Origin of the sequence: Caldicellulosiruptor obsidiansis OB47, from assembly GCF_000145215.1 — a bacterium.
Classification (GTDB): Bacteria; Bacillota; Thermoanaerobacteria; order Caldicellulosiruptorales; family Caldicellulosiruptoraceae; genus Caldicellulosiruptor; species Caldicellulosiruptor obsidiansis.
Genome location: NC_014392.1, coordinates 1,625,409 through 1,649,113 on the forward strand (window position 1 = coordinate 1,625,409; position 23,705 = coordinate 1,649,113).

28 protein-coding genes are annotated in these 23,705 nt (G+C 35.7%); all 28 read right to left on the reverse strand.

Annotated elements, in window-relative coordinates:
• Positions 1-24: 24 nt before the first annotated feature.
• The 28 genes from COB47_RS07610 to ylqF all read right to left on the reverse strand — a co-directional run bounded on the left by COB47_RS07610 (position 25) and on the right by ylqF (position 23,683).
• A complete protein-coding gene (locus tag COB47_RS07610; protein ID WP_013290799.1) occupies positions 25-234 on the reverse strand; it encodes a DUF2273 domain-containing protein in 210 nt (69 codons plus the stop codon).
• 10 nt (positions 235-244) lie between these two features.
• Positions 245-784 carry an alkaline shock response membrane anchor protein AmaP gene (amaP, locus tag COB47_RS07615; protein ID WP_013290800.1) on the reverse strand — a complete coding sequence of 180 codons (540 nt, stop codon included), beginning with the start codon at positions 782-784 and terminating at the stop codon, positions 245-247.
• 52 nt (positions 785-836) lie between these two features.
• On the reverse strand, positions 837-1,223 hold the full coding sequence (locus COB47_RS07620; RefSeq protein WP_013290801.1) for an Asp23/Gls24 family envelope stress response protein: 387 nt from the start codon (positions 1,221-1,223) through the stop codon (positions 837-839).
• Between the two features lie 86 nt (positions 1,224-1,309).
• Entirely contained in the window at positions 1,310-1,846 is a 537-nt protein-coding gene (locus COB47_RS07625; protein ID WP_013290802.1) for a SpoIIIAH-like family protein, read from the reverse strand.
• Positions 1,843-2,397 carry a hypothetical protein gene (locus COB47_RS07630; protein ID WP_013290803.1) on the reverse strand — a complete coding sequence of 185 codons (555 nt, stop codon included), beginning with the start codon at positions 2,395-2,397 and terminating at the stop codon, positions 1,843-1,845. Before COB47_RS07630 ends, COB47_RS07625 begins: the two co-directional genes overlap by 4 nt.
• A 5-nt stretch (positions 2,398-2,402) precedes the next feature.
• Positions 2,403-2,897: a stage III sporulation protein AF gene (locus COB47_RS07635; RefSeq protein WP_013290804.1), complete on the reverse strand. Its 495-nt coding sequence runs from the start codon at positions 2,895-2,897 to the stop codon at positions 2,403-2,405.
• 4 nt (positions 2,898-2,901) lie between these two features.
• Positions 2,902-4,011, reverse strand: coding sequence for a stage III sporulation protein AE (locus COB47_RS07640; protein WP_013290805.1), 1,110 nt, complete (start codon positions 4,009-4,011; stop codon positions 2,902-2,904).
• Positions 4,012-4,023: 12 nt separating this feature from the next.
• Positions 4,024-4,410 carry a SpoIIIAC/SpoIIIAD family protein gene (locus COB47_RS07645; protein WP_013290806.1) on the reverse strand — a complete coding sequence of 129 codons (387 nt, stop codon included), beginning with the start codon at positions 4,408-4,410 and terminating at the stop codon, positions 4,024-4,026.
• A 21-nt stretch (positions 4,411-4,431) separates the two neighbouring features.
• Positions 4,432-4,632 carry a stage III sporulation protein AC gene (gene spoIIIAC, locus COB47_RS07650; RefSeq protein ID WP_013290807.1) on the reverse strand — a complete coding sequence of 67 codons (201 nt, stop codon included), beginning with the start codon at positions 4,630-4,632 and terminating at the stop codon, positions 4,432-4,434.
• A 22-nt stretch (positions 4,633-4,654) separates the two neighbouring features.
• A complete protein-coding gene (locus COB47_RS07655) occupies positions 4,655-5,137 on the reverse strand; it encodes a stage III sporulation protein AB (protein WP_013290808.1) in 483 nt (160 codons plus the stop codon).
• Complete coding sequence (locus tag COB47_RS07660; RefSeq protein WP_013290809.1) at positions 5,130-6,071, reverse strand: AAA family ATPase; 942 nt, start codon at positions 6,069-6,071, stop codon at positions 5,130-5,132. Before COB47_RS07660 ends, COB47_RS07655 begins: the two co-directional genes overlap by 8 nt.
• A gap of 129 nt (positions 6,072-6,200) precedes the next feature.
• Positions 6,201-6,980 (reverse strand): TIGR00282 family metallophosphoesterase, encoded by a 780-nt coding sequence (locus COB47_RS07665; RefSeq protein ID WP_013290810.1) that lies wholly within the window; start codon positions 6,978-6,980, stop codon positions 6,201-6,203.
• 92 nt (positions 6,981-7,072) lie between these two features.
• A complete protein-coding gene (gene rny, locus COB47_RS07670; protein ID WP_013290811.1) occupies positions 7,073-8,638 on the reverse strand; it encodes a ribonuclease Y in 1,566 nt (521 codons plus the stop codon).
• A gap of 95 nt (positions 8,639-8,733) precedes the next feature.
• A complete protein-coding gene (locus COB47_RS07675; protein ID WP_013290812.1) occupies positions 8,734-9,336 on the reverse strand; it encodes a regulatory protein RecX in 603 nt (200 codons plus the stop codon).
• Positions 9,320-10,390: a recombinase RecA gene (recA, locus tag COB47_RS07680; RefSeq protein ID WP_013290813.1), complete on the reverse strand. Its 1,071-nt coding sequence runs from the start codon at positions 10,388-10,390 to the stop codon at positions 9,320-9,322. Before recA ends, COB47_RS07675 begins: the two co-directional genes overlap by 17 nt.
• A gap of 62 nt (positions 10,391-10,452) precedes the next feature.
• Entirely contained in the window at positions 10,453-11,688 is a 1,236-nt protein-coding gene (locus tag COB47_RS07685) for a competence/damage-inducible protein A (RefSeq protein WP_013290814.1), read from the reverse strand.
• A gap of 10 nt (positions 11,689-11,698) precedes the next feature.
• Positions 11,699-12,247: a CDP-diacylglycerol--glycerol-3-phosphate 3-phosphatidyltransferase gene (gene pgsA / locus COB47_RS07690; RefSeq protein ID WP_013290815.1), complete on the reverse strand. Its 549-nt coding sequence runs from the start codon at positions 12,245-12,247 to the stop codon at positions 11,699-11,701.
• Positions 12,244-13,569 (reverse strand): 30S ribosomal protein S12 methylthiotransferase RimO, encoded by a 1,326-nt coding sequence (gene rimO, locus COB47_RS07695; RefSeq protein ID WP_013290816.1) that lies wholly within the window; start codon positions 13,567-13,569, stop codon positions 12,244-12,246. Before rimO ends, pgsA begins: the two co-directional genes overlap by 4 nt.
• Positions 13,570-13,583: 14 nt before the next feature.
• Positions 13,584-14,453 carry a bifunctional methylenetetrahydrofolate dehydrogenase/methenyltetrahydrofolate cyclohydrolase FolD gene (folD, locus tag COB47_RS07700; RefSeq protein WP_013290817.1) on the reverse strand — a complete coding sequence of 290 codons (870 nt, stop codon included), beginning with the start codon at positions 14,451-14,453 and terminating at the stop codon, positions 13,584-13,586.
• Positions 14,401-16,269: a YgiQ family radical SAM protein gene (locus COB47_RS07705; protein ID WP_013290818.1), complete on the reverse strand. Its 1,869-nt coding sequence runs from the start codon at positions 16,267-16,269 to the stop codon at positions 14,401-14,403. The genes folD and COB47_RS07705 overlap by 53 nt, the downstream gene beginning before the upstream one ends.
• A gap of 9 nt (positions 16,270-16,278) precedes the next feature.
• Positions 16,279-18,462 (reverse strand): FtsK/SpoIIIE family DNA translocase, encoded by a 2,184-nt coding sequence (locus COB47_RS07710; RefSeq protein ID WP_013290819.1) that lies wholly within the window; start codon positions 18,460-18,462, stop codon positions 16,279-16,281.
• 78 nt (positions 18,463-18,540) lie between these two features.
• Positions 18,541-19,155 (reverse strand): dipicolinate synthase subunit B, encoded by a 615-nt coding sequence (locus tag COB47_RS07715; RefSeq protein ID WP_013290820.1) that lies wholly within the window; start codon positions 19,153-19,155, stop codon positions 18,541-18,543.
• Between the two features lie 4 nt (positions 19,156-19,159).
• Entirely contained in the window at positions 19,160-20,038 is an 879-nt protein-coding gene (dpsA, locus tag COB47_RS07720; RefSeq protein ID WP_013290821.1) for a dipicolinate synthase subunit DpsA, read from the reverse strand.
• 126 nt (positions 20,039-20,164) lie between these two features.
• Entirely contained in the window at positions 20,165-20,524 is a 360-nt protein-coding gene (locus tag COB47_RS07725) for a YraN family protein (RefSeq protein WP_013290822.1), read from the reverse strand.
• Between the two features lie 3 nt (positions 20,525-20,527).
• Positions 20,528-20,806, reverse strand: a complete 279-nt coding sequence (locus COB47_RS07730; RefSeq protein WP_013290823.1) for an EscU/YscU/HrcU family type III secretion system export apparatus switch protein — start codon at positions 20,804-20,806, stop codon at positions 20,528-20,530.
• 4 nt (positions 20,807-20,810) lie between these two features.
• Positions 20,811-22,223 carry a hypothetical protein gene (locus COB47_RS07735; RefSeq protein WP_013290824.1) on the reverse strand — a complete coding sequence of 471 codons (1,413 nt, stop codon included), beginning with the start codon at positions 22,221-22,223 and terminating at the stop codon, positions 20,811-20,813.
• Between the two features lie 10 nt (positions 22,224-22,233).
• Positions 22,234-22,854: a ribonuclease HII gene (locus tag COB47_RS07740; protein ID WP_013290825.1), complete on the reverse strand. Its 621-nt coding sequence runs from the start codon at positions 22,852-22,854 to the stop codon at positions 22,234-22,236.
• Complete coding sequence (gene ylqF, locus COB47_RS07745) at positions 22,835-23,683, reverse strand: ribosome biogenesis GTPase YlqF (protein ID WP_013290826.1); 849 nt, start codon at positions 23,681-23,683, stop codon at positions 22,835-22,837. The genes COB47_RS07740 and ylqF overlap by 20 nt, the downstream gene beginning before the upstream one ends.
• Positions 23,684-23,705: the final 22 nt, after the last annotated feature.

The following is a 23,705-nucleotide window of genomic DNA, read 5'->3' on the forward strand; positions in this document are numbered from 1 at the left end:
TTTATTTAATTTTCAACCCCTTTTTTACCATGGTAAGTGTTTGTCTAAAAATTCAATCAGTTTTTTCTTTTCAAAATATCGTCCACCTATAAAAATTCCAACACCTATACAAATGAATATAAACAACGTTTTAAAAAATCCAAAAATCAGCACAAATATTGCAAATACAAGACCTATCAACCCACCTATTATTTCTCCCGTGTGTTTTATCAAAAATTCCTTTATCAAATCCATTTTAACACCCCTACCTCAAATGAGTAATAGGTACTTGCGGGGCAACCATATCTTTTACATGAAAGTTAATAGACTTAACAGGAATTCCTATCGCCACTTCCACATGACTCTTTATAGCATTTTGAACCTCTTTTGTCAACTCAGGAACGTTAACATCACTTGTAACAACAGCATCAATGTAATATATAACTCCACTTTCGTCAAACTCTATCTCAACCGAAGTATCTTTTAGCCCTTTTATATCCCTTAATGCATTGTACCCTGCCGATTCAAATGTTTTTGGCGAAATTAAAAGATTTCCAAACTCGTTTGTGTGAATTATTCCAAGCCTTGCTTTTTTCTTCTTAACACCAATAAACATTACTGAAAACCCCATTACTATCAAAAGTAGCGGTATGATGGCATATACGGGTGTGTTCATATAATCATATACCGCAGCCTGAACAGTATCTACATCAAAGATGTTGAGTGGAAGTAAAATAGCAATTACAGAAAGAAAAATTACAATCAATGTAAATATAGTCAAAAGTATTCTCTCACCGATTTTCATCTGTCCCTTTCCTCCTCACAAAAATGAGAGTAAATCCCTGAAGACCAGAGATTTACTCTGCCACCTCTTCCTTTTGCTCTTCTTTTTCAAACTTAATCCCTTGAACATGTATATTCACTTCAACAACTTTTAAACCTGTCATACTCTCAACAGCATTCTTTACTCTCTCCTGAATCTCCCATGCAACCTCTGGAATTCTGACACCATACTCCACTGTTATGTAGATGTCAATAGCTGCTTCTTTTTCTCCTACTTGAACTTTTACACCTTTTGCTAAATTCTTTTTTCCAAGAGCTTCTGTAATATTTCCAGTCCAAGACCCAACCATAGATGCAACACCTTTTACTTCAGAGGCTGCAACCGCTGCAATTATAGCCACAACTTCTTCAGCAATCTTTACAACTCCACCCATTGTTTCGCCAATAGTGTTTTCTGACATATTAAAATACCTCCTCAATCTTTAATGAGAATTTTCATTCTATGTTATATATTATACCCTATACTTTTTTGTTTTAACAACATCAGTTAATTTAAGTTTTTACTTTGAGACACTCTTATTTTGTTAAAATCCACTTTAAATACGTTCATTATCACATTTTGAATCTGAATTAGATCTCTTTTTTCAAGTTTCTTTTGTACCACAACATATATTGTATCATCTGTGTAAAATACTGCACACTCTCCCAAACCCTTAGAACTCAAAACATTTTCGCATGTCATTTCCTTGTTGCTGATATCAATAATTTTAGCTATCTTATCATCAATCTTTTTCTGAATATTTGTATCAGTTTGCTCATCTAAAAGAGACTTTAAAAGATTTATCTCTTTAGAACGTTCTATTTCTCTTTTTAGCTTCATTTCATCAATTGTCCCTTCTTCAGCATTGTTTTCACTTTTGTGTACAGTCGGGTTACTTACTTCAATTACAGAAGGGTTTATCTTCTTTTTATTTCCAAGCTCCATTCTTGAATTTATAATTCCTGCTACTATAAGCAAGATGACAAGCGAAATTATCATAAGCTGTCTTTTGCTGTATACTTTTACAAATATCTTCTTGTTCACTTAACAAACACCTCCACTTTATCAGGAGTTATACCAAGCACAGTTGCTGCAGCCTTAACAAGTCCTATATATACCCTCTTATCCCTTGCTCCTTTGGAAACTATAGCCACTCCTCTGACTTTTGGGTATATCCTTTTTACCACAAAAGGTTTTGATTCACCTTGCTGTTGCAACACCACTACTTTGCTATCTATTTCTTCTTCAGAAATTGTTGTATTTTGGTTTTGTTTTTCACTTCGCCTGTTCTCTCTTGTTTCAGTAGCAAGCACGTACTCATAGCAGTCGTCAAAAGTTATCATCACTGAAACATCTCTTGTTGGGTCTATTTCCTTTAATATACCCTCAAGTTTTTTCTCAATTAGCTGTTCATACTGCTGCCCGTCCTCTTGAATTTCTTGTCGTTTTATAGTAGCACTTGTTTGTTTTGAAGATGTAGAAAAATTTGAAGAAACTACAAGAAGAAATATTCCACATACACCTAAAAAAATAATCAAATCTTTGTTTTTCGTAACATTTTCAAGCAAATCTTTTATTCTTCTCAAATCAGACATCTTTTTCACCTCAGCTTTTGAAAATAAATTCTATCCTTGGGCACGTGGTATTTGTTTGAAATTATTTCAACCACCTTTCTATCATACTCACCTTCAATTTTTATCTCTTTAAGCCTACCAAAATCATGTGAATCAATATCTTCATAGATACTCATGTTAACAACTTGTATCTCTTTTCCACATATCTCCCTTACATTATCTTCAATATCATCTTTTAATTTGTTTTTATATTCTTGTACAAGAGCTTGTCTATAAATATCTTGAGAATAAACTCCCTGCTGGTTGAATTCACTCTCTATCTTCTTCAGGTTTTTCTGAAACTCAAACTTTAAAAATTCAGAGTTTTCCAAAATAGGTGTTATCAATACCATGCTTGCTGTCAGTCCCAGAAAGACATTTATGTACTTTTTGTAGTTTTCATTTACCAAGTTTTCTATAAAAATTGCAATTATTACTATATAAAATAGAGAGAGTGCAACCTCGTTGAGAATCTCCTGCATACTCTCACCTTCCAACCTGAAGCAAAAAGAGGGATGAGGAAAATGCAACAACAAACATACACAAAGCTGCAAATGCTATTGCAAAAATCAAAATGAGTACATCCGCATAGTCATCCAAAAACTGGGCAAGCTTTGCATCCCCAATCAAACCAACAAAAATAGCTGCTACTCTGAAAACAACAAATACAACCAAAATTTTTAAAAGCGAAATTCCAATCCCTATAAGCAAAACTATTAGACCCACAACACCCAGAGAATTTTTTACTATAGCAAGGCTTGTGGCGAGAGTGTCCGCAGCATCGGATAATATCTTCCCTACAAACGGCACAAAGTTACCAACACTGTATTTAATTGATTTTGTAATTAAGCTGTCCACTGTAACATTCGCAATACCTTCTACAGACACAATAGCAACAAATACAACAATGCCAATCACTATACACCACATCAATATAGTTTTACAGAAACCCAAAATCCTTCTCAATCCCAATCTTCCACTATCAATATTTGATAAAATACCGATAAGTATGTAAGTGTACGCAAAGGGCGAGATGATGTTTTTCAAAAATTCAGACGAGAAGACAATGGCAAACATTATCTTTGGGCTCATTACAGCTGCATATGTTGGATATCCCATAGAAGCTATCAGAGAAACAAAAAGAGGAAAAAATACTTCAGCAAAATTGCACGCATTTTGAACTGTCTGCTGGGCATCTAAAAGAACATCTTTTAAATTTTGAAGTACAATCAAAACCTCTGTAAATAAAAAAGCCAAAAACGTTACATTTGCAACCGACTGATTCTTAAGACCTGTTTGAACGCTTGCAATGAGTATATATAATAGGGCTATAATAATTATCAAACTTATTTGACGAAAAGTAGAAAAAATTTGCCCCAATATCTTTTCCTTCAAAACATTCACTATATCTAATTTCGGGCTTTTTTGTTCTATAATATCCTCTAAATAACTTCTTATATCTTTTTCAGTGTAATCATTTAAAATTTCTTTTGTCTTTTTAATGTATTCTTGCGAAAACTGTGATGCTTGGCAACATTCAAGTGCTATTATAAAAAATACAAATACACACACTGAAACTAAACTCTTTTGTCCCATCATTCATTCCTCTTATCTTAAAAATTTGGTAATCAAATCAAATAGGCTCATTATTAAAGGAAGTGATAAAAACAAGATTATAATCTTTCCTGCAAATTCCACCTTTTCAGCAATTGCACTCTCACCGCTGTCTTTACACACGCTTGCTGTATACTCTGAAACCAGTGCAATACCAGTCATTTTTATTAACGTCTTTACATATCCACCTGCAAATGAAACTTTGTTACTCATCTCAATAATCTTTTCCACAACATATACAAGTTTATCAATCATCATTAAAAAAATCAGTATCCCAACTATGACTGCCACAGCAAGTCCAATCTCTTTTTGAGTTCTTTTTAATATACTCACAACAAAAATTGAGACCATGCAAAGCGCAATGATATTTAATATTTCCATTTTTCGTAGTCCCTCAGTATCTTAGTAAAGATTGAAAACTGATTTAACAGTATCAAAAAACCTTCTTATGAGATCAATTATGAGAAAAAGTACAATTATAACTCCTACAAGGGTTGTCATCATCGCAAGTTCTTCCTTTTCAGCTTTTATAAGCACCTGATTTACAAGGTACAGGATGATACCTATTATTGCTATCTTGAAAATCAAATCTATTCCATTCATCAATTCTTACACCTCAACCCACTTACAGAAGTAATATGCAAAGAGATACTCCACAAAAAATCCCAAGCACTGCAAACAATTTGCTATTTTTTTTGTACTTTAGTTTGTAAACATCGTAGTATTCTCTAAGTTCTCTAATTCCTTCATCCAAAACCTTTTCTATTTCGTTTATAGAATAAAAAGCTATGACATTAAAAAGACTAATAAGAAGCCTATGAAGATTCTCATCAAGTTGATAAATATTTTTAACATCACTTTGGTTTTTCCCTATGGATAAAAAGTAGTATTCAATTACCTGATTAAACTTACTTTCCTCTTTGAGCTTGAAATTTTCCAAAATCTCGGCAAACGTCAAACGTGCTGAAATTACATTTGCTTTTGCATATGTAAAAAACACTATCATATGGTTTACAATCTTTACCTGCTGCCACAACTTCAAGGTTTGATAGTACCCAATCATGCAAGATGAAAAGATAATCAAAACCGAACCAATTACCTTAATCACCATTTCTCTCTTCACCCAGCGACAGTATTTTTTCAATGGTCCCGGGACCGTTTCTGGAACTTAAGACAATCACCTTTTCAAAAACACCCTGATTGATTATCTTTCTTGAAAACTCTCTCATATAAATGTCTTTTACCGACTCTGCATGCATTGTTGCAATTATCTTCACACCCATCTTTGACGCTTCACAAACTGCCAAATAATCAGAAGGCGACCCGAGCTCATCCATCGCAATTATCTGAGGATTTAAACTTCTTACAGCCATTAAAACCCCTCTGAGCTTATCCACCCCGTCCAACACAAAGGTTCTGATACCAATCTCCCTTCTGTCATTATCTACCATGCAAATCTCAGACCTTTCATCAATTACCACTACTCTAAATCCTCTTCCTGCCAAAATTCCTTCACCAGAACTCAAGATTCTTACAATGTTCCTGAGAAGCGTAGTCTTCCCGCAACCAGGCGGGGAGATTATGAGAGTGTTATAGATACTAACAAGATTTTCTTTCACTGCATGTTTTAAGATTCTCTCAGGTTCAATTCTCACCGTTTTAGAAATTCTTATATTAAGCCCACTGATTGAGTTAACAAACCCCTGTTTGCTTCCATTTTCAAAGGTGAATTTTCCGGCAACTCCCACTCTATGTCCACCATCAACTGTGAAATATCCCTGGAGTATGTTTTTTTCATATGTAAACAGAGAGTTGTTTGTCAGCCTGCTTATACATTTGTTTAAAATTTCTTTTGTAATTATCAAACTTTCAAAGACATACTCTCTTTTACCAATTACAATTAGTGGACAGTTCAAGTTTATTTTTATCTCACAAATTTCATGAAGATTTTCTTCAAAGGTTGTTTTGATTGTGTAAACAATCTCGGCAGGAAGTCTGTCAAGGAGTTTTTCAACTTCTGTATTTACACTTGCAACTGCCATTAAGACCTCACATTCCTTTCTCATTTGTTCTATATTAAATTATTATTATGTTACCCAGAAGATTATGAGAAAAAAATAAGAGCTGCAAATTTTGATTCTTTGCAGCTCTCGCAAAGCCTTTACAAATATTTACTCTTCCAGTGTAAAGTTTATCCTCTCTATAGAAACTGCTTTGCCGGTGTTGTTATCAACTTCAAATACGATTCCGTTGAACTGAGCTTTACCTTTGGCAACCTCAAATCTGACAGGAAGAAGGGTTGTGAATTTTTGAATTACAATATCCTTGTCAACACCCAACACAGAGTCATACGGCCCTGTCATACCAATATCCGTTATATAGGCTGTACCGTTTGGAAGTATTTTTTCATCTGCTGTTTGCACATGTGTGTGAGTCCCATATACGCAAGAAACACGACCATCAACATAAAAACCAAGGGCTATTTTCTCTGATGTGGCCTCTGCATGAAGATCAACAATGATTATCCGACAATCTATTTTTTTTAAAATCTCATCTATTTTCCTAAACGGACAGTCCAAGTTTTCCATAAAAACTCTACCACAGAGGTTAATAACTGCAAATTTTATATTATTTTTCTCAAACACATTATATCCTCTTCCGGGGGTTGTTCCCTCGGGATAATTTGCGGGTCTTATTATCCTGGTCTCACTTTCTATGAAAGAAAAAATCTCTTTATTTGCCCACACATGGTTCCCCATTGTCATAACATCAATTCCTATAGAAAAAAGCTCATCAGCAACCTTTTTGGTAAGTCCATTACCGCCTGCAGCATTCTCACAGTTGGCAATTACAACATCTATCTTGTAGTTTTCCTTGAGTTTAGAGAGGGTGCTCTTTAGAATGTTTCTCCCCGGCCTTCCAACAACATCTCCTATAGCTAAAAATCTCATTCCATACCTCCAGATATTTTCCAGAATAAATTTATAAAAAGCGTGTCTTGTTCAAAGCTTTTAAAAGCCATGAACAAAACACGCTTTTTTTCTCATTTTGCATATTCAACTGCTCGAACTTCTCTGATTACATTTACCTTTATCTGACCTGGATAATCAAGCTCACTTTCAATTCTCTTTACTATCTCTCTTGCCATTATAACAATATCATCGTCACTCACATGGTCAGGCTTTACCATTATTCTTATCTCTCTTCCTGCTTGAATTGCATAAGCTTTTTCAACACCATCAAAAGAATTCGCAATTTCTTCAAGCTTCTGAAGTCTTTTGATATAAGACTCAAGAGATTCTCTTCGAGCTCCTGGTCGTGCCGCTGAAACAGAGTCAGCAGCCTGAATTAACACATTGTAAATTGACCTTGTTTCCATCTCACCGTGATGCCCACCAATCGCTTCAAGGACATCCGGGTTTGTCTCCTTGTATTTTTTAGCAAGCTCATAACCAATCAGGGCATGTGACCCTTCCATTTCATGGTCAACTGCTTTGCCAATGTCATGCAAAAGCCCTGCACGCTTTGCAATACTCTGGTCAAGACCGAGCTCTGCTGCCATGATACCTGCTATGTTTGCTACCTCAATAGAATGTGCAAGAACATTTTGACCATAGCTTGTTCTGTACTTAAGTTTCCCTACGAGCTTAATGAGTTCTGGATGCAAGTTGTGAATTCCAAGCTCAAATACAACCCTTTCTCCTTCTTCTCGAATCTTATTCTCAACCTCTCGTTTTGCTTTTTCGTACATTTCTTCAATTCGCGCAGGATGTATTCGCCCATCTAAAATAAGCTTTTCTAACGTGAGTTTTGCTATCTCACGCCTTATCGGGTCAAACCCTGATAATATTACTGCCTCGGGTGTGTCGTCAATTATAAGGTCAATTCCTGTAACAGTCTCAAATGTCTTAATATTTCTACCTTCTCTACCTATGATTCTACCTTTCATCTCATCATTTGGGAGTGTCACAACAGAAACAGTGTTTTCTGCAACATAGTCTGATGAATAGCGCTGGATAGCAGTAGCAATAATTTCTCGGGCTTTTTTGTCAGCTTCTTCTTTCGCTTGCTGTTCAAGCTCTTTTATCATGAGCGCAACATCATGTTTGACATCCTGTTCAACACTCTTGAGTATAATTTGTTTTGCTTCTTCCTGAGTGAGCCCAGAAATTCTTTGCAGCTCTTCCTGCTCTTTTTGTTTTAAAAGTTCGATCTCCTCTTGAAGTTTTTGAATATCCTTCAGCTTCTGATTGAGCTGCTCTTCTTTTTCCTCTACAGACGCCATCTTTTTGTCAAGCATCTCTTCTTTTTGAATAAGTCTTCTTTCGAACCTCTGAAGCTCTGCTCTTCGCTCTCTTACTTCCCTGTCGAATTCGCTCCTTGCTCTGTGTATCTCTTCTTTTGCAAGGAGTGTTGCCTCCTTTTTGTATGCCTCGGCCTGTTTTCTGGCCTCCTCAACAATTCTTTGGGCTTCTTGTTCAGCACTTTTTATGGTCTTCTCAGCAATCTTCTTTCTATATAAATAGCCCAAGAAAAAGGCAACCATTGATGCTACCAAAGCAATTACTATAGTAACTACAAGTTTCAATGTCTCACTAATCTTTTGCACCTCCTTTGTGTTGAATAAGTTAATGATAGATTATAAAAAACTGTTTCAATTAAATTTTATTACTTTTTGCACACAGTGTCAACAATGGCGGCTTCTCAATAATCTAAGAATTCTCTAATTTTTTCAACCACCGTATTGTAGTCATATCCTCTTGCCACAAACCACTTAATAACCTTTAAAATCTCTTTGCTATCCTCTTTACTTATTCTCTTTAACTTCTTTTGCAAAAGCTTTACAAGAATTTCTTTATCATTTTCAGACTTTAAATTTAGCTTTGAAATTGTGGATGATTTGAACCCATTTTTCCGCAAAAGCTGTAATAACTCAAAGCTTGACTTTCTCTTTTGATACTTATTTACAAGCTTTTTGGCAGCCTCCAGCTCATCAATGTATCCGCTGTTAACAAAATAAGCTACCGCTTTCAAAGCAGTAGCCGAATCATACCCGCGGGAAAGCAAATATTTGTAATATCCATATTCAGATTTGAGTGGATACCTTTGAATGTAGCTTACCAGCAACTTTTTTGCACTTTTAAGACCACTTTCAAATAAAACCTCTTCCAATTCTTTTTGGTCTATCTCATCTTTTGCATACAATTTTCTTTCAAGATAGACCTCTCTGTCTATCTCAACTTCTTTACCATCGTCAAAAACAAGCAAAGCTCTATTTCCAACTATCTTTTTATCCAATATCCTCATTAATTTCACCACTCAACAGCAAATCCTCATCAGAAATCTCTGCTGTTGTCTTTATCTTCTCAAATGCAAGGTTTGCATTCTGCCTTATCTTTTCAATTATCTCCTGCATTATATCAGGATTTTCTTTCAAAAACTGTTTTGCATTCTCTCTACCCTGACCAATCTTCTGACCGTTGTAGGTATACCACGCCCCACTCTTTTGAATAACATCGATGTTAACTGCAACATCTAAAACATTTCCTTCTTTTGAGATTCCTTCTCCATAAATCAAATCAAACTCAGCCTCTTTAAACGGTGGTGCAACCTTATTCTTAACAACCTTAACCTTTACCTTACTGCCTATCGGTTGCCCTTGAGACTTGATAATTTCACCTTTTCTAACCTCTAATCTGACAGATGCATAGAACTTAAGCGCTCTACCACCTGGTGTTGTCTCAGGATTACCAAACATTACACCAACCTTTTCACGAAGCTGGTTTATGAATATGACTGTAGTCTTTGTCTTACTTGTAATTCCAGCAAGCTTTCTGAGCGCCTGTGACATGAGCCTTGCTTGAAGCCCAACATGCGCCTCTCCCATTTCACCATCAATTTCCGCCTGAGGTACAAGCGCTGCAACAGAATCAATTACAATAACATCTATTGCATTACTTCTAACAAGTGCCTCCACAATCTCCAAAGCTTGCTCGCCACTGTCTGGCTGGGAAACAATAAGATTGTTTATGTCAACACCAAGCTTTTTAGCATAAAATGGATCAAGCGCATGCTCAGCGTCAATAAATGCTGCCTCACCACCCATTTTCTGCGCCTCTGCAATTATGTGAAGCGCAATGGTGGTCTTCCCAGATGACTCTGCACCATAAATCTCTACAATCCTGCCTCGCGGAACTCCTCCAACACCAAGCGCAATGTCCAACGAAAGCGCACCTGTAGGTATAACATCAATATTTTCTTTTGCCATCTCGCCAAGCTTCATTATAGCGCCTTTACCGTAAGCCTTCTCAATTTCCATAATAACCTTGTCTAAAGCTTTTTTCCTATCTAAGTTTTCCATTTTTAACCCCCATCTTTTCGAACATATGTTTAGAATTATTATATACTTTTGTCTCTAACATTTCAATAATCAATTATCTTTTTTCTCAAAATGTTGAGGGCAGCCTTTGAAGTCATATCTTTTATCCTTAATCTGTCACCTGAAAACCTAAATTCAAAACTCTCACAATTATCTTTTGTTGCAATACCAATATATACAAGCCCAACAGGTTTTGTTTCACTTCCACCGCCTGGACCTGCAATTCCCGTCACAGACAGAGCAATGTGTGCAAGAGAGTTTGAAAGTGCTCCCTGTGCCATATATTTTGCCGTTTGAGAACTTACCGCTCCGTACTCTTTCAAAACTTGTTCTGGAACACCAAGCAGTTTCATCTTAGCTTCATTTGAATATACTATGAATCCTCTGTCAAATACTTCGGATGCACCTGGAACGTTGGTAATTTTGTTACAGATAAGCCCTCCCGTGCATGACTCGGCAATGCTAACCTTTAATCTCTTTTCTGCAAGTAAACTTACCACAACTTCTTCCAATAGCTGCCCATCAACACCATAAATATACTCTCCTAAACGCTCTCTTATTCTATCTTCCATCGATTGAAGAAGTGATTTTGCTATTTCTTCACTCTCTTTTTTTGTTGTAATTCTCAGCTCAACTTCAAACGGCTTTGCATAAAGAGCTAAAGTCGGATCTGTCTGAGAGAGAATTAAATCCTTCAGAGCCTCTTCAATAGAAGATTCACCTATTCCTACAAATTTTAAAACTCTTGAGTAAATCTTTTGTTTTGAAAATCTCTCTAAATAAGGCAAGACTTGTTCTTCAAACATGGGCTGCATCTCAAAAGGAGGTCCAGGAAGTAAAATCGCAATCTTGCCGTCTTTTTCAATGATAAGTCCAGGTGCCGTACCATTTTTGTTGTGAAGAACTTTTGCACCTTCGGGAACGTATGCCTGTTTTTTATTAATTTCGGGCATATTTACCTGTCTGCGTTCGAAAAACTTTTCAATTCTTCTTAATACATCTTCATCCAGCACAAGCGTCAAACCAAAATAATCTGCTACTGCTTCTTTTGTAATGTCATCAGATGTTGGACCAAGCCCTCCTGTAAAAATCAATATATCAGCTCTTTTTACAGCTGTATCAATCGCTATTTTGAGCCTTTCCATATTATCTCCAACAGTTGTCTGAAAATAAAGATCAATACCAAGTTCAGCTAATTTCTGAGCAAGATATTGGCTATTTGTATTTAAAATCTGACCAAGTAACAGTTCTGTACCAACACTTATTACTTCAGATATCATGAATTTCTCCTCACTTTTTTGTAAAATCTATTACTTTCCAGTTAGTTTTTATATAATCAAAACCTGAATAAATTGTTAAAATTACTGCAATATATAACATTATTTTGTCAAAAGGAAATCCCATAAGAACAAAGGGATAATTGTCAATCAAAAGAAGCACAACTGCTATAATCTGACTTATCGTCTTGAGTTTCCCCCATACATTAGCAGAAATAACCATCCCTTCAGCTGCTGCAACCATTCTAAGACCTGTTACAATAAACTCTCTTCCAATTATAATCATAGCAACCCAGGAAGAAACCTTTTGTAGCTCCACCAAGCATACAAGTGCTGCTGTTATTAATAGTTTATCTGCAAGAGGGTCTAAGAATTTACCAAAATTTGTTACGATTTTTCTTGTTCTTGCTATATACCCGTCTAAACTGTCAGTAATTGCTGCTACTATAAATATAACTGCTGCAATCACCTTAGAATATGGTACACTACTGTAAAGCAAAAAAAACATAAACACAGGGATTAAAAATATTCTTACACTTGTTAGAATATTTGCAACATTCATAAAATTATCTCTCCTACTAAATCATACTCAAACGCATCTAGTATTTTTACCTTGACAAACTGACCAGCTGTCAATCTGTTTTTGGAAAATACTAAAACTTTCCCGTCAACCTCCGGGGCTTCAAACTGACTCCTACCAATGTAAAAGTTATTTCTATCTTTTGCTTCGATAACCACTTCGTATTCTTTCCCAATTCGTTTTCTGTTTTGTTTCTTAGAAATTTTTCTTTGGATATTTAAAACCTTTTCATATCTTCTCTGTTTTATATCTTCGTCAACCTGAGGAAGCTGCGAAGCAAGCGTCCCTTCCTCTTGAGAATACATAAAAGCACCAAGCCTGTCAAACTCTGCCCATTTTAAAAAACTGCAAAGCTCTTCAAACTCTTCGTCAGTTTCTGTGGGAAATCCGACTAAAATTGTTGTTCTTATGACAACCTCATCAAAACTTTCTCTTATTTTTTCTATCAGTCTTCTTATACTTTCCTTTGTTGATTTTCTGTTCATAAGTTTTAATATTCTATCGTTTACATGCTGAACTGGAATGTCAAAATAATTAACCACTTTAGAAGAAAATTTTACTACATTTACGAAATTTTCGTCTAAATCCTCAGGATAAGAGTACAAAAATCTTATCCATTTTATTTTTTCAATCTTTTCAAGCTCTTCAAGCAAAGCAGGCAACATTTTTTTACCATATATGTCTGTGCCATACTTTGTAGTATCCTGAGCCGTGAGAATAATCTCCTTATATCCTCTTTCTGCTAATTCTTTTGCCTCTCTTACTATATCTTCAATAGGTCTGCTTGTATATTTGCCCCTGATAAGCGGTATGGAGCAATAAGAGCATCTGTTGTTGCACCCTTCTGCAATTTTTATGTATGCATAATAACTGGGTGTTGCAATTACTCTTGGCATTGAACTAGAATATACAAACGATGATGCATCATTGAACACTTTTATCCTCTGCTTACCTTCATATAAATCTTTTATTACATCGGGTAGCTTCAACATTTCTTTTACACCAAGTATTGCATCAATCTCTGGCATCTGCTCTAATATTTCATCTTTGTATCTTTGCGTCAAACATCCTGTTACTATCAAAAATTTGCATTTTTTGTTCTTATATTCAGCCATGTCTAATATGGTGTCTATGGATTCCTGTTTTGCATCATTTATAAAACCACATGTATTTACAACAATAACATCAGCATCCTCTGCATTGGAGGTTATTTCAAATCCTGCCTCTACACATGCACCCATCATTATTTCACTATCAACAAGATTTTTGTTACATCCCAACGAGACAAATCCAATCTTTACCAACCCTTGGCACTCCTTTATATTAGATTGTTTTGAAGCATGGTAGCAAAAAGCGTGTTTTTCATAAGCATAGCAACTGTCATTGGTCCTACACCACCGGGAACAGGTGTAATAAACGATGCCACTTTTTCTACTGTTTCAAAGTCAACATCACCAACAAGTTTCTGGGTAGCATCGTCCCTGTTTATTCCAACGTCAATTACAACTGCTCCTTCTTTTACCATTTCAGATGTGACAAACCTTGGCTTTCCAACTGCAGCAACAAGGATATCTGCCTGTTTGCAAATCTCTTTTAAATCTTTTGTATATGAATGACAAATGGTAACTGTTGCGTTTTCTCTCAAAAGAAGCAAAGCCAAGGGCTTCCCAACAATATTGCTTCTTCCTATCACAACAGCATGTTTCCCTTTTATCTCTATATTTTCTCTTTTTAAAAGCTCAATAATCCCAAATGGTGTGCACGGTTTGATTGCTCTTTCAAACTCTATGCCAGTTGCAACCATTCCAACATTGAGCGGATGAAACCCGTCAACATCCTTGTGTGGAAGGATTTTTGTGCAAATCCTTTTCTCATCAAGTCCATTTGGCAACGGAAGCTGAACCAATATGCCGTTTATTTTCTCATCCCTGTTTAGTCTGTCAATTAAGCTCTCAAGCTCTTCTTGAGTTGTGTCTTTGCTCAGGGCAAACTCCACAGAATTTATTCCAACCTCGCTACATGCTTTTTTCTTGGAATTCACGTAGCTTCTGGATGCCGGGTCATCTCCCACAATCACAACAGCCAGCGTTGGCTCTATTCCTCTTTGTTTTAGTTTTTTAACCTCAATCTTTACTTCATTTTTTATTTCTTGCGCTATTTTTTTTCCGTCTATTATCTTTGCTGACACTTTTATTACCTCCATCTTCTGGTTTTGGTGGAATCAAGCAATCTTTACCATATCCTATCAAATCTTCTCTTTTTGCTATCTTCAAAGCCTCATACACTAAATCATAATTTTTTGGGTTGTGAAAATGCAAAAGAGCTCTTTGCATCATCTTTTCTTTTAATGTCTTTGGAACATAGACCTTTTCTAAGGTAAATGGATCTAATTCGGTGTAATACATTGTAGTTGATACAGTTCCGGGTGTTGGATAAAAGTCCTGAACTTGTTCTGGTACAAACCCATTTCTTTTTAGAAACACTGCAAGCTCAATTGCATCTTCAAGGGTTGTTCCCGGATGTCCTGACATAAGATAAGGAATGATATACTGTTTTTTATTCAGTCTTTTATTTGTCTCAAAATATTCTCTCACAAACTTTTCATACACCTCTTTAGGAGGCTTACCCATATATTTTAACACATTATTGGAGATATGTTCAGGTGCTATTTTTAACTGACCAGAAATATAGTACATGCAGAGCTTTTCCAAAAACTTTCTGTAGTTTTTGTCAAGTAAAAGGTAGTCATACCTTATCCCCGACCTTATAAATACCTTCTTCACACCTTTTATCTTTCTTATCTTCTCTAAAAGTTCAAAATATTCGCTGTGGTCAACTTCCAAATTTTTGCACGGCTGTGGAAAAAGACACTGCCTATTTTTGCAAGCACCTCTTTCAAATTGGAGACTGCACGCAGAATTTCTGAAATTTGCAGTAGGTCCACCAACATCGTGAATATATCCCTTAAAATCGGGAAGTTTTGTTAGCTTTTTTACTTCCTCTAAGATTGACTTCTGGCTCCTTTTTTGAATGATCCTTCCCTGATGAAAGTGAAGAGCACAGAAATTACAGCCTCCAAAGCACCCTCTGTGAGATACAATGCTGAACTTGACCTCTTCCAGTGCTTTTATACCGCCTTCTTTTTCATAAATGGGATGATAGTTTCGCTCATATGGCAGAGAATAAACATAGTCCATCTCTTCCACTGTCAAAGGCTTTGCTGGCGGATTTTGAACCACATATAAATTTTTATGTGGCTGAACAATTATCTTTCCTGTGTACGGGTTTTGTTCCCTGTACTGAATAGCAAAAGCACGGGCATACGCCATCTTGTCTTCTTTCACTTTTTCATAGCTGTCAATGATGATGTAGTCTTTTCCCTCAAGATGCTGAATATCCTTTGTTACATAACACGTCCCTTGAACATCTCTTATCTCTTTTATGTTCTCTCCTTTTTTGAGCCTTGGTAGAATCTCAAACAATGGCTTTTCACCCATTCCGTATATCAAAAGGTCAGCACTGCTGTCTATTAATATCGAAGCTCTCACTTTATCCGACCAGTAATCATAATGAGCAAACCTTCGCAAAGAAGCCTCTATACCGCCAATTATGATGGGAATATCACCATACTCTCTTCTTATCAAATTACAATAAACAATTGTTGCTCTGTTTGGTCTTTTTCCCCTTTTCATACCAGGCGAATAATAATCCTCGCTCCGTGGTTTTTTAAATGAAGTGTAATGTGCAACCATGGAGTCAAGGTTCCCTGCCGATACCAAAAAAGCAATCCGCGGTCTTCCCAACACTGTTATGCTTTTTGAGTCTTTCCAGTCAGGTTGAGGAATTATTCCAATTCTAAAACCATAATCTTCTATTATTCGTGATATTATTGCATGGCCAAAAGATGGATGGTCAACATACGCATCTCCGCACACAAATACAAAGTCAAGCTCGTCCCATCCACGCTTTTTCATGTCTTCCCTGCAAATAGGTAAAAAAGCCATTCTACTTCCTCACTCCATATTCATAAGCATCTCGTCAAACTGCTCTTTGGTTATTAAAACCTGGCGCTTGCCGGTAGAATCCATTTTGCTAATTATTCCTCTTTCCTCCATCTGGTCAATTAGCCTTGCCGCCCTTGAATAACCAATTCTGAGTTTTCTTTGTAAAAATGAGGTTGAAACATTCTGCGCTTCCACCACAAGCTGAATAGCCTTGATCAAAAGCTCATCAACCTTATCATCTTTAACATCTAAAACCTTGCTGTTTATCTCTTCAATCACTTCCTGATTGTACTCAATGTTAAAGTTCTGTTTTAAAAACTCCACAACCTTCTCAACTTCGCTTTCAGAAACATACGCACCTTGAACTCTCAGAGGTTTTGCCAAACCTATTGGAAGATATAGCATATCACCTCTTCCCAAAAGCTTTTCAGCTCCCGCCTGGTCTAAAATTGTGCGTGAGTCAACTTGGGATGATACAGCAAAGGCTATTCGCGACGGAATATTTGCCTTAATAAGACCAGTGATGACATCTACAGAAGGTCTCTGGGTCGCAACAACAAGATGCATACCCGCTGCTCGTGCCATCTGCGCAAGCCTGCATATACTGTCTTCAACCTCGGCAGGTGATACCATCATAAGGTCGGCAAGTTCATCTATAATAATTACAATATATGGAAGTTTTTCTTGTCCATTTTCCTCACACCACTTGTTATAACCTATAACATCTCTTACACCCGCTGCAGCAAAAAGTTTGTACCTGTTTGCCATCTCTTGAACTGCCCAACTAAGTGCGTTTGCAGCTTTTTTGGCATCTGTTACAACCGGTATTAAAAGATGAGGTATACCATTGTACAAACTCAGCTCAACAACCTTCGGGTCAATTAAAATCAGTTTTACCTCATCAGGCATGCACCTGTAAAGAATGCTTATTATAAGCGAATTTATACACACACTCTTCCCCGACCCTGTTGCACCTGCAATCAAAAGGTGAGGCATTTTTGTTATATCTGCTATCACAGGACTTCCTGCAACGTCTTTACCTATGGCAAATGGTATCTTGTACTGCAGTGTGTAAAAATCTGGACTTTCAATCAACTCTCTTATATAAACAGGTTTTGGTTCTCTGTTTGGAATTTCTATTCCTATTGCAGACTTGTTTGGAATTGGTGCCTCAATTCTAACAGATGGTGCTGCCAGTGCAAGCGCAATGTCATCAGAAAGATTGACAATTCTGCTGACCTTTACCCCCTGTCCCGGTTGCAGCTCATATCTTGTAATTGTGGGTCCAACATTTACTTCTGTCACCTGAGCTTCAATACCAAAGTTTTTTAACGTCTCTTCCAGCTTTCTTATATTTTCATTTATATCTTTTCTTGAAACCTGCAAATTATCATTTTGTTTTTTAAGATAGTCAATGGGAGGATACAAATATTGACTGCTTGATCGTAATGTTTGCTTTTTGGCTACAACCTTATTACTTTCCTTAGATTTTTTGGGTATATTTACAATGACCTCTTCACTTTTTTTTTCTTCTTCTATATCAGCATCAAGATTGAAGTTGTAAAATCCATTACTTTTTATCTTTATATCCTTTTCAGTTTCTTCTACCCTTTTTTCATTTTGCTGGTTATTTTTAAGCTTTCTCTGTTTTAAAAAATCCCTTATCGAAAAGCTGAAAACAATCATACTCATGATTATAAGCGTGGAAAAACAAATTATGAGCGTGCCTGTAAAACCAAACAACGATACAAAAGGGTATGTAATAGCCCAGCCGAAAACACCAAATCCCTTGAAGTTCAAACCATCAAAGTATGCATCTTTTAAAACTTTTATAAATGAACCAAAAGTTTTTATATTTGTTTGCATAAAGGTGGTAAAAATCATGAATATAAGAAGTATATAAGTAAATACAATTATATCCCTTTTGTCAAACACCCTTGGTCTTCTTAAAATTGAATCAAGCGACACATAGAGCATGAAAGCAAGGATTAAGAAAACACCTACTCCAAAACATCCTAACAAGGTTTTCTTGACAAAATCGCCAACTATTCCTACTTTATCTGTTGAGACTGAAAAAACAAGAAATAGAAAGACAAAAAGCAAAAAAGTCCCGTACACCTCAGCATTTAACCTGTCAAAAACCTCTTTTTTTATTTTATATCTCTTCTTTTTCGAAACTGCCTTTGCTCTCATAAATCCCTTCACTTCTTCTGTGCTTATTTTTCTAAGAATATTATAGCCTTTTTCCAAAAAAATAAAACCCCAAAATATCTATTTGCGGGGGTCTTCATCATTTTTTGTCCTGGGACAAAGCAAAAGTGGCTGAATTTGCTTGCCAGATACTGCTTCAATTATTGTAGGAATGAGAAGAGAGTATTCTGCAACAAGTGAATTTGGCTTTGCCAAAGGATCATCCTGCCTAAATGGGACAAAGTAAATATTTTTTGTGTTTAGAAGAAGGGCAATATTTTTGCAGTTAAGACCAAGCGCATCGTTAGTAGATATCGCAACAACCACCGGTCTTTGATTTCTAAGATGCGCTTTTGCGCACATAACAGGGGTTTCATCAACAATTCCATTTGCAAGCTTGGCTATAAAGTTCCCTGTTGCAGGTGCAACAACCAGTACATCAAACAGTTTTTTAGGACCGACAGGTTCTGCTTCCACAATATTTGTTATTGGCGGGTTTCCACAAATAGAAACTATTCTCTTCACAACTTCGTCCGCTTTTCCATAGCGTGTATCAGTTGTCTGTACTTTTTCACTGAATATTGGCGTTATGATTGCACCTTGTTTTTTGAGTTCTTCAATCACAGGTATTATTTGGTCAATTGTGCAGAACGAGCCTGTAATAGCAAACCCTATTTTCAGATTGTTCAAGCTCACTCTATCACCCCCAGATTTCTTCCAGCAAACTCAACAGTACTTCAGATATATATTTGGCAGCTGTAACTGGTGCCACCTTGCCAGGAAGAGAAAGCGCATGTACCACTTCAATATCCTTTTCCCTTGCATATTCAAAGTCTACTCCACCTGGTTTTGAGGCAAGGTCAATTACAAGAGTATCGGCTCTCATCCTATCTATCACTTCTTTCGTAACAACCACAGCAGGAATGGTATTAATAATCAAATCCATTTTATTTACATACTCTGCTATATCACAGAGGCGGACCGGTAGAAAACCAAATGCTTTGCACCATGTAAGATCTGAACTTTTCCTTGAAGCCACATATATGTTTGCTTCAAATCCTCTCAAGACCTTTGCAAGGACTTTGCCTATTCTTCCATATCCAAGTATTAAGATGTTCGAAGAGTGAAGGGTAATTGGCATCTTCTCAATTGCAATCATCAAACAGCCTTCAACAGTAGGAATTGCGTTCAGTATCGCAAGCTCTTCTTTTTCATAAAGGTCAAAAAATTTTATATTTTTCTCTCTGCAAAGATTCTTCACACTTTCAGGAATTACGCTTGCAATGAGCACAATATCTCTACAAGATAGCTTTTCTATTAAACTTTGTATCTCTACAGACTGCTGTGAAAGAGGTGCAAATATATACTTTCCATCCTGTGTGAAGGGAATTGGTCCTATTAATACCTTAGACTTTTCAATAACCTCATCCAAAGTCTCTGCAAAATTTATATTTGGACTATTGAACACCTTGCTTTTATCTGTTGCCCATAGCAAAACATCAAATCCTTTATCAGCCAAGCTTTTCGCCAAAATCAAAATCCTCTGGTCCCCACCAATAACACCTATATGTTTTTCCATCATTACCCCTCTTTTTTTGTTCTTGCTGTAAAGCTAATATAATCTATGTTTTAAGTTCAAAAAAGGTGCTTGGACAAAAAATAAAAGCCACTTTTATTAGTGGCTTTCTACCTCTTTCAACCTTCCTTAAAATGCATCTTTGATAAGATTTATTTTTGTCACATCATTTTTGCCATTTATAAATATCTCCACAACATCAAATCTGTACAAATACTTGCCCTGCGAAAGATGGTATGCAATGAAATACTCAGCAACCCTTTTTATGTGAAGCTGTTTTTTGAAGTTGACAGATTCTGAAGGCAAACCAAATTTCAAACTTTTCCTTGTTTTTACCTCAACAAATACAATAGTCTTGCCTTCTTTTGCTATTATGTCAATTTCACCAAGCCTACATCGAAAATTGATTCTCAAAATCTCATATCCTTGTTTTCTTAAAAAATCAACCGCTAGATCCTCACCAAATCTTCCCACCTGCTTTAAATTCATCTTTTACTTTTCCCCGTTCCTATTAATTTTATCAAGATACCCAATGAAAACTAATATCTGCGCAACAACCTCATACAAGTCCTCCGGAATATACTCCTGAAGCTCTAAATTAAACAGCTTTTCTGCCACGTTTTGGTCTTTATATACAGGAATGTTTTCCTGTTTTGCCTTTTCAATAATCTTTTCTGCAACATAACCTTTTCCTTTCGCAACAACTTTCGGTGCTATGTCTTTAAGATCATATTTTATAGCCACAGCTTTTTTTATCTTTTTCTTATTCATTATCTCACACCTTCAAATCAAGCCTGCTTAAGGTATTATCAAATATTAAATAGTCAACTGCAAGAGAAGAATTAGAGGTGTTATCAATTCTGTATTCAATATCAAGTTTATACCTATTTTCTTTTAGAAGCTCTAAGAGCTTCTGCTGGTTTTCTCTTATCAAATTCAAAGTTGACAGCCTTTCACAAACTATGATTGATTTGAAACTACCGTGGAAAACCTTTTTAACATAAATGCCTATTGTCCCAATGTTCTGCGTTGTCAGTTTTAGCATAATGGAATTTGCTTTAAAGTTTGAAACACCCTTTTTCTTGTTAACAAAAACTGAAATTTCATATTGGTGATTATTAAGCTCATACTTGAGATTAAAAATATTCATGTAAAAGGTATCAAAATCAAGTGTGATTTGCTGGCTTTGATTTGAGTTTATCTTCTCCAGCAGCTGTAACACCTTTTGTCCTGAAAACTCTGTGCGAGACCCAGCTATCTTGAAAAGTAAAAATTCATCTTTTTTATTCAAAGCAATATCTTGAATTTTTACTGCTTCTTTATTCTGAAATCTTTCAAAAAACTCCTTAATCTTTTCCCCAAACCTTATAAATTCACTTTTTTCTTTTATAAATTCCTCTTTTGACAAAGGCTTTTTAGAAAAAATCAAGCCCAAAAAAGCAAATAAGTCATTTTCATTATCTATTTTAATATCAAAATTTCTTATATGATCATTTAACATACTTTTAAAAAAATCCTTCATGAAATTCTTCTGAGGAACAAAAATCAATCCTTTCCCTTTTTCAAATACCACTATAAAACTCTCACTTTTGTAGTCAGAAAATTTCAGCTTTTCCAATATCCCATTTTCATTTTGACTTCCCAAAAAAACCTCTTTTTTAAATTCAAAGGTTTTATCAGACAACTTCAAAAAGACATTTTCATCTTTATCAATTTCCAAAGAAGCAACGAACATCTTTTCTTTCTCTGCAAACTCCAAAAATTCAGTTGCAAACTTATCTTCAGGAATGGTAAAAATCTCTTCTTTCTCTCTTTCTACAAGGTCAAATACGCTATTTAACTTCACAGCATCGAGGGTTTTAAATAAAGTCTCTTCTTGTAGTTTACCTCCAAAGTAAGATATACTATTAAAATCTTCTTGTTTAGAAACAACGTCCATTATCTTGAATGTAAGCTTGCCATCTTTCCAAACAGGATTTGCAAGACGCACCTTGTCACCTGGATTAAAAGAAAATGAGGAGCCATTTTGAGCTAAAATTATCTTTGAACCTACATTCAGAATAAGCCTATCTCCTTCAACTCCGACAACCTGAGCATCAAATTCTTTTGCTTGACTATCAAAAAGGTTCAGTATCTCTTTTATGTTATTTTGTGTTAAGAAAGTTACAAGATTATTTACTTGATTCATATTTTTCACCTTAAAGAGATAGAATATTTTTCAAAAACGAAATCCTGTGAATTTCGCATGGACCATATTTTTGCAAAATCTCTATGTGCTCTTTTGTGCCATATCCTTTGTGTTTTTCAAATTTATAGAGTGGGTACTTTGAAGAAATCTCTACTATATATCTATCCCTTGAAACCTTTGCTAAAATGGACGCACAGGCAATTGAATAGGATTTTCTGTCACCTTTTATGATAGCCCTTTGATTAAAGTTCAGGTTCGGAATTTCATAACCATCCACTAACACTATGTCGGGCTCAATTTTTAAGTTTTCTATAGCATTTTTCATGACCAAAAAAGTTGCATTGTTTATGTTTATCTCATCTATGATTTTGCTATCCACCATAGCAACAGAATAGGCTATGCTCCCTTTTATTATCTCTTCAAAGAGTTTTTCTCTCTTTTTAGGAGTCAGCTTTTTTGAGTCTCTCACACCTTCAATTATCCTTTTTCTGTCCATTACAACTGCTGCAGCAAAAACAGGTCCTGCCAAAGGTCCTCTTCCTGCTTCATCAACACCGCAGATAAATCTGTAACCTTCATTCAAAAGCTTTTCCTCTATTTCAAAATAGTTTTCATCTTCTGACAACCTCATCAAGTGTTATCCTCCCAATCTTTCCTTTTCTCAAATCATCCAAAAACATGGTTGCTGCTTTAAGAGTATCAATTTTTCCTTCTTTAAGTATACACCCTCTCTTCTTCCCAATTTCTATTAAGTACTCTTCCTCAGAAAGGGTAGAAAAATCTATTGAATACTTGGCTTTCAATAAATGAGAATATTCTTCTTTTATCATCCCAATTGTCTTCTTTGCAACAAATTCTTTATCAAAAAGTTCCTCCTTAACACTGCCTATAGCACAAAGCTTTATAGCAACAGTATCATCTTCAAGCTTTGGTATAAGTATCCCTGGTGTGTCAAGCATCTCAAAATAGTCGTTGATTTTTATCCACTGCTTTGCTCTTGTAACACCAGGCTTGTCACCTGTTCTTGCCTTGGCTGAATTTGTTATCTTGTTTATAAGTGTCGACTTTCCGACATTTGGTATGCCAAGAACAGCAAATCTTATAATTTTTCTTCGACCTCTTTGTTTTGCCTCTTCAATCTTGTCTTTTAATAAATTTTCGGCTATTTTCAATATACTCTTTACATTTGTTCCTTTTAAAGAGTCAATACATACAGCAACTTGGTTATTTTTCTGGAAATATTTTGCAAATTCGTGATTTTTCGTCTCATCGGCTAAATCTGATTTGTTCAAAACATAAATCTTAGGTTTATCTTTTATCAAAACTTCGAGCTGTTCGTTTCTGGAACTCAAAGGTGCTCTTGCATCAAGCAAAATTAGATACAAATCAATATACTTGTTTAGCTCTAAAATTTCTCTTTTCGCCTTTTGCATATGGCCAGGGTACCACTGAACGATCAAAGTAAAAATCCTCCTCTTTTTG

Excerpts from the sequence above, each read along its gene's own strand:
- COB47_RS07630 (WP_013290803.1), bottom strand. The coding sequence starts at position 2,397 with ATGTCTGATTTGAGAAGAATAAAAGATTTGCTTGAAAATGTTACGAAA.
- COB47_RS07740 (WP_013290825.1), bottom strand. The coding sequence starts at position 22,854 with ATGAGGTTGTCAGAAGATGAAAACTATTTTGAAATAGAGGAAAAGCTT.
- COB47_RS07725 (WP_013290822.1), bottom strand. The coding sequence starts at position 20,524 with ATGAATTTAAAGCAGGTGGGAAGATTTGGTGAGGATCTAGCGGTTGAT.
- recA (WP_013290813.1), bottom strand. The coding sequence starts at position 10,390 with ATGGAAAACTTAGATAGGAAAAAAGCTTTAGACAAGGTTATTATGGAA.
- COB47_RS07710 (WP_013290819.1), bottom strand. The coding sequence starts at position 18,462 with ATGAGAGCAAAGGCAGTTTCGAAAAAGAAGAGATATAAAATAAAAAAA.
- dpsA (WP_013290821.1), bottom strand. The coding sequence starts at position 20,038 with ATGGAAAAACATATAGGTGTTATTGGTGGGGACCAGAGGATTTTGATT.
- COB47_RS07675 (WP_013290812.1), bottom strand. The coding sequence starts at position 9,336 with ATGAGGATATTGGATAAAAAGATAGTTGGAAATAGAGCTTTGCTTGTT.
- COB47_RS07645 (WP_013290806.1), bottom strand. The coding sequence starts at position 4,410 with ATGGAAATATTAAATATCATTGCGCTTTGCATGGTCTCAATTTTTGTT.
- COB47_RS07735 (WP_013290824.1), bottom strand. The coding sequence starts at position 22,223 with ATGAATCAAGTAAATAATCTTGTAACTTTCTTAACACAAAATAACATA.
- COB47_RS07660 (WP_013290809.1), bottom strand. The coding sequence starts at position 6,071 with ATGGCAGTTGCAAGTGTAAATACAGAAGTTGAAAAACTCCTTGACAGA.
- COB47_RS07635 (WP_013290804.1), bottom strand. The coding sequence starts at position 2,897 with ATGCAGGAGATTCTCAACGAGGTTGCACTCTCTCTATTTTATATAGTA.
- COB47_RS07610 (WP_013290799.1), bottom strand. The coding sequence starts at position 234 with ATGGATTTGATAAAGGAATTTTTGATAAAACACACGGGAGAAATAATA.
- COB47_RS07640 (WP_013290805.1), bottom strand. The coding sequence starts at position 4,011 with ATGGGACAAAAGAGTTTAGTTTCAGTGTGTGTATTTGTATTTTTTATA.
- amaP (WP_013290800.1), bottom strand. The coding sequence starts at position 784 with ATGAAAATCGGTGAGAGAATACTTTTGACTATATTTACATTGATTGTA.
- COB47_RS07705 (WP_013290818.1), bottom strand. The coding sequence starts at position 16,269 with ATGGCTTTTTTACCTATTTGCAGGGAAGACATGAAAAAGCGTGGATGG.
- COB47_RS07685 (WP_013290814.1), bottom strand. The coding sequence starts at position 11,688 with ATGATATCTGAAGTAATAAGTGTTGGTACAGAACTGTTACTTGGTCAG.
- COB47_RS07620 (WP_013290801.1), bottom strand. The coding sequence starts at position 1,223 with ATGTCAGAAAACACTATTGGCGAAACAATGGGTGGAGTTGTAAAGATT.
- spoIIIAC (WP_013290807.1), bottom strand. The coding sequence starts at position 4,632 with ATGAATGGAATAGATTTGATTTTCAAGATAGCAATAATAGGTATCATC.
- pgsA (WP_013290815.1), bottom strand. The coding sequence starts at position 12,247 with ATGAATGTTGCAAATATTCTAACAAGTGTAAGAATATTTTTAATCCCT.
- COB47_RS07730 (WP_013290823.1), bottom strand. The coding sequence starts at position 20,806 with ATGAATAAGAAAAAGATAAAAAAAGCTGTGGCTATAAAATATGATCTT.
- COB47_RS07665 (WP_013290810.1), bottom strand. The coding sequence starts at position 6,980 with ATGAGATTTTTAGCTATAGGAGATGTTGTTGGAAGGCCGGGGAGAAAC.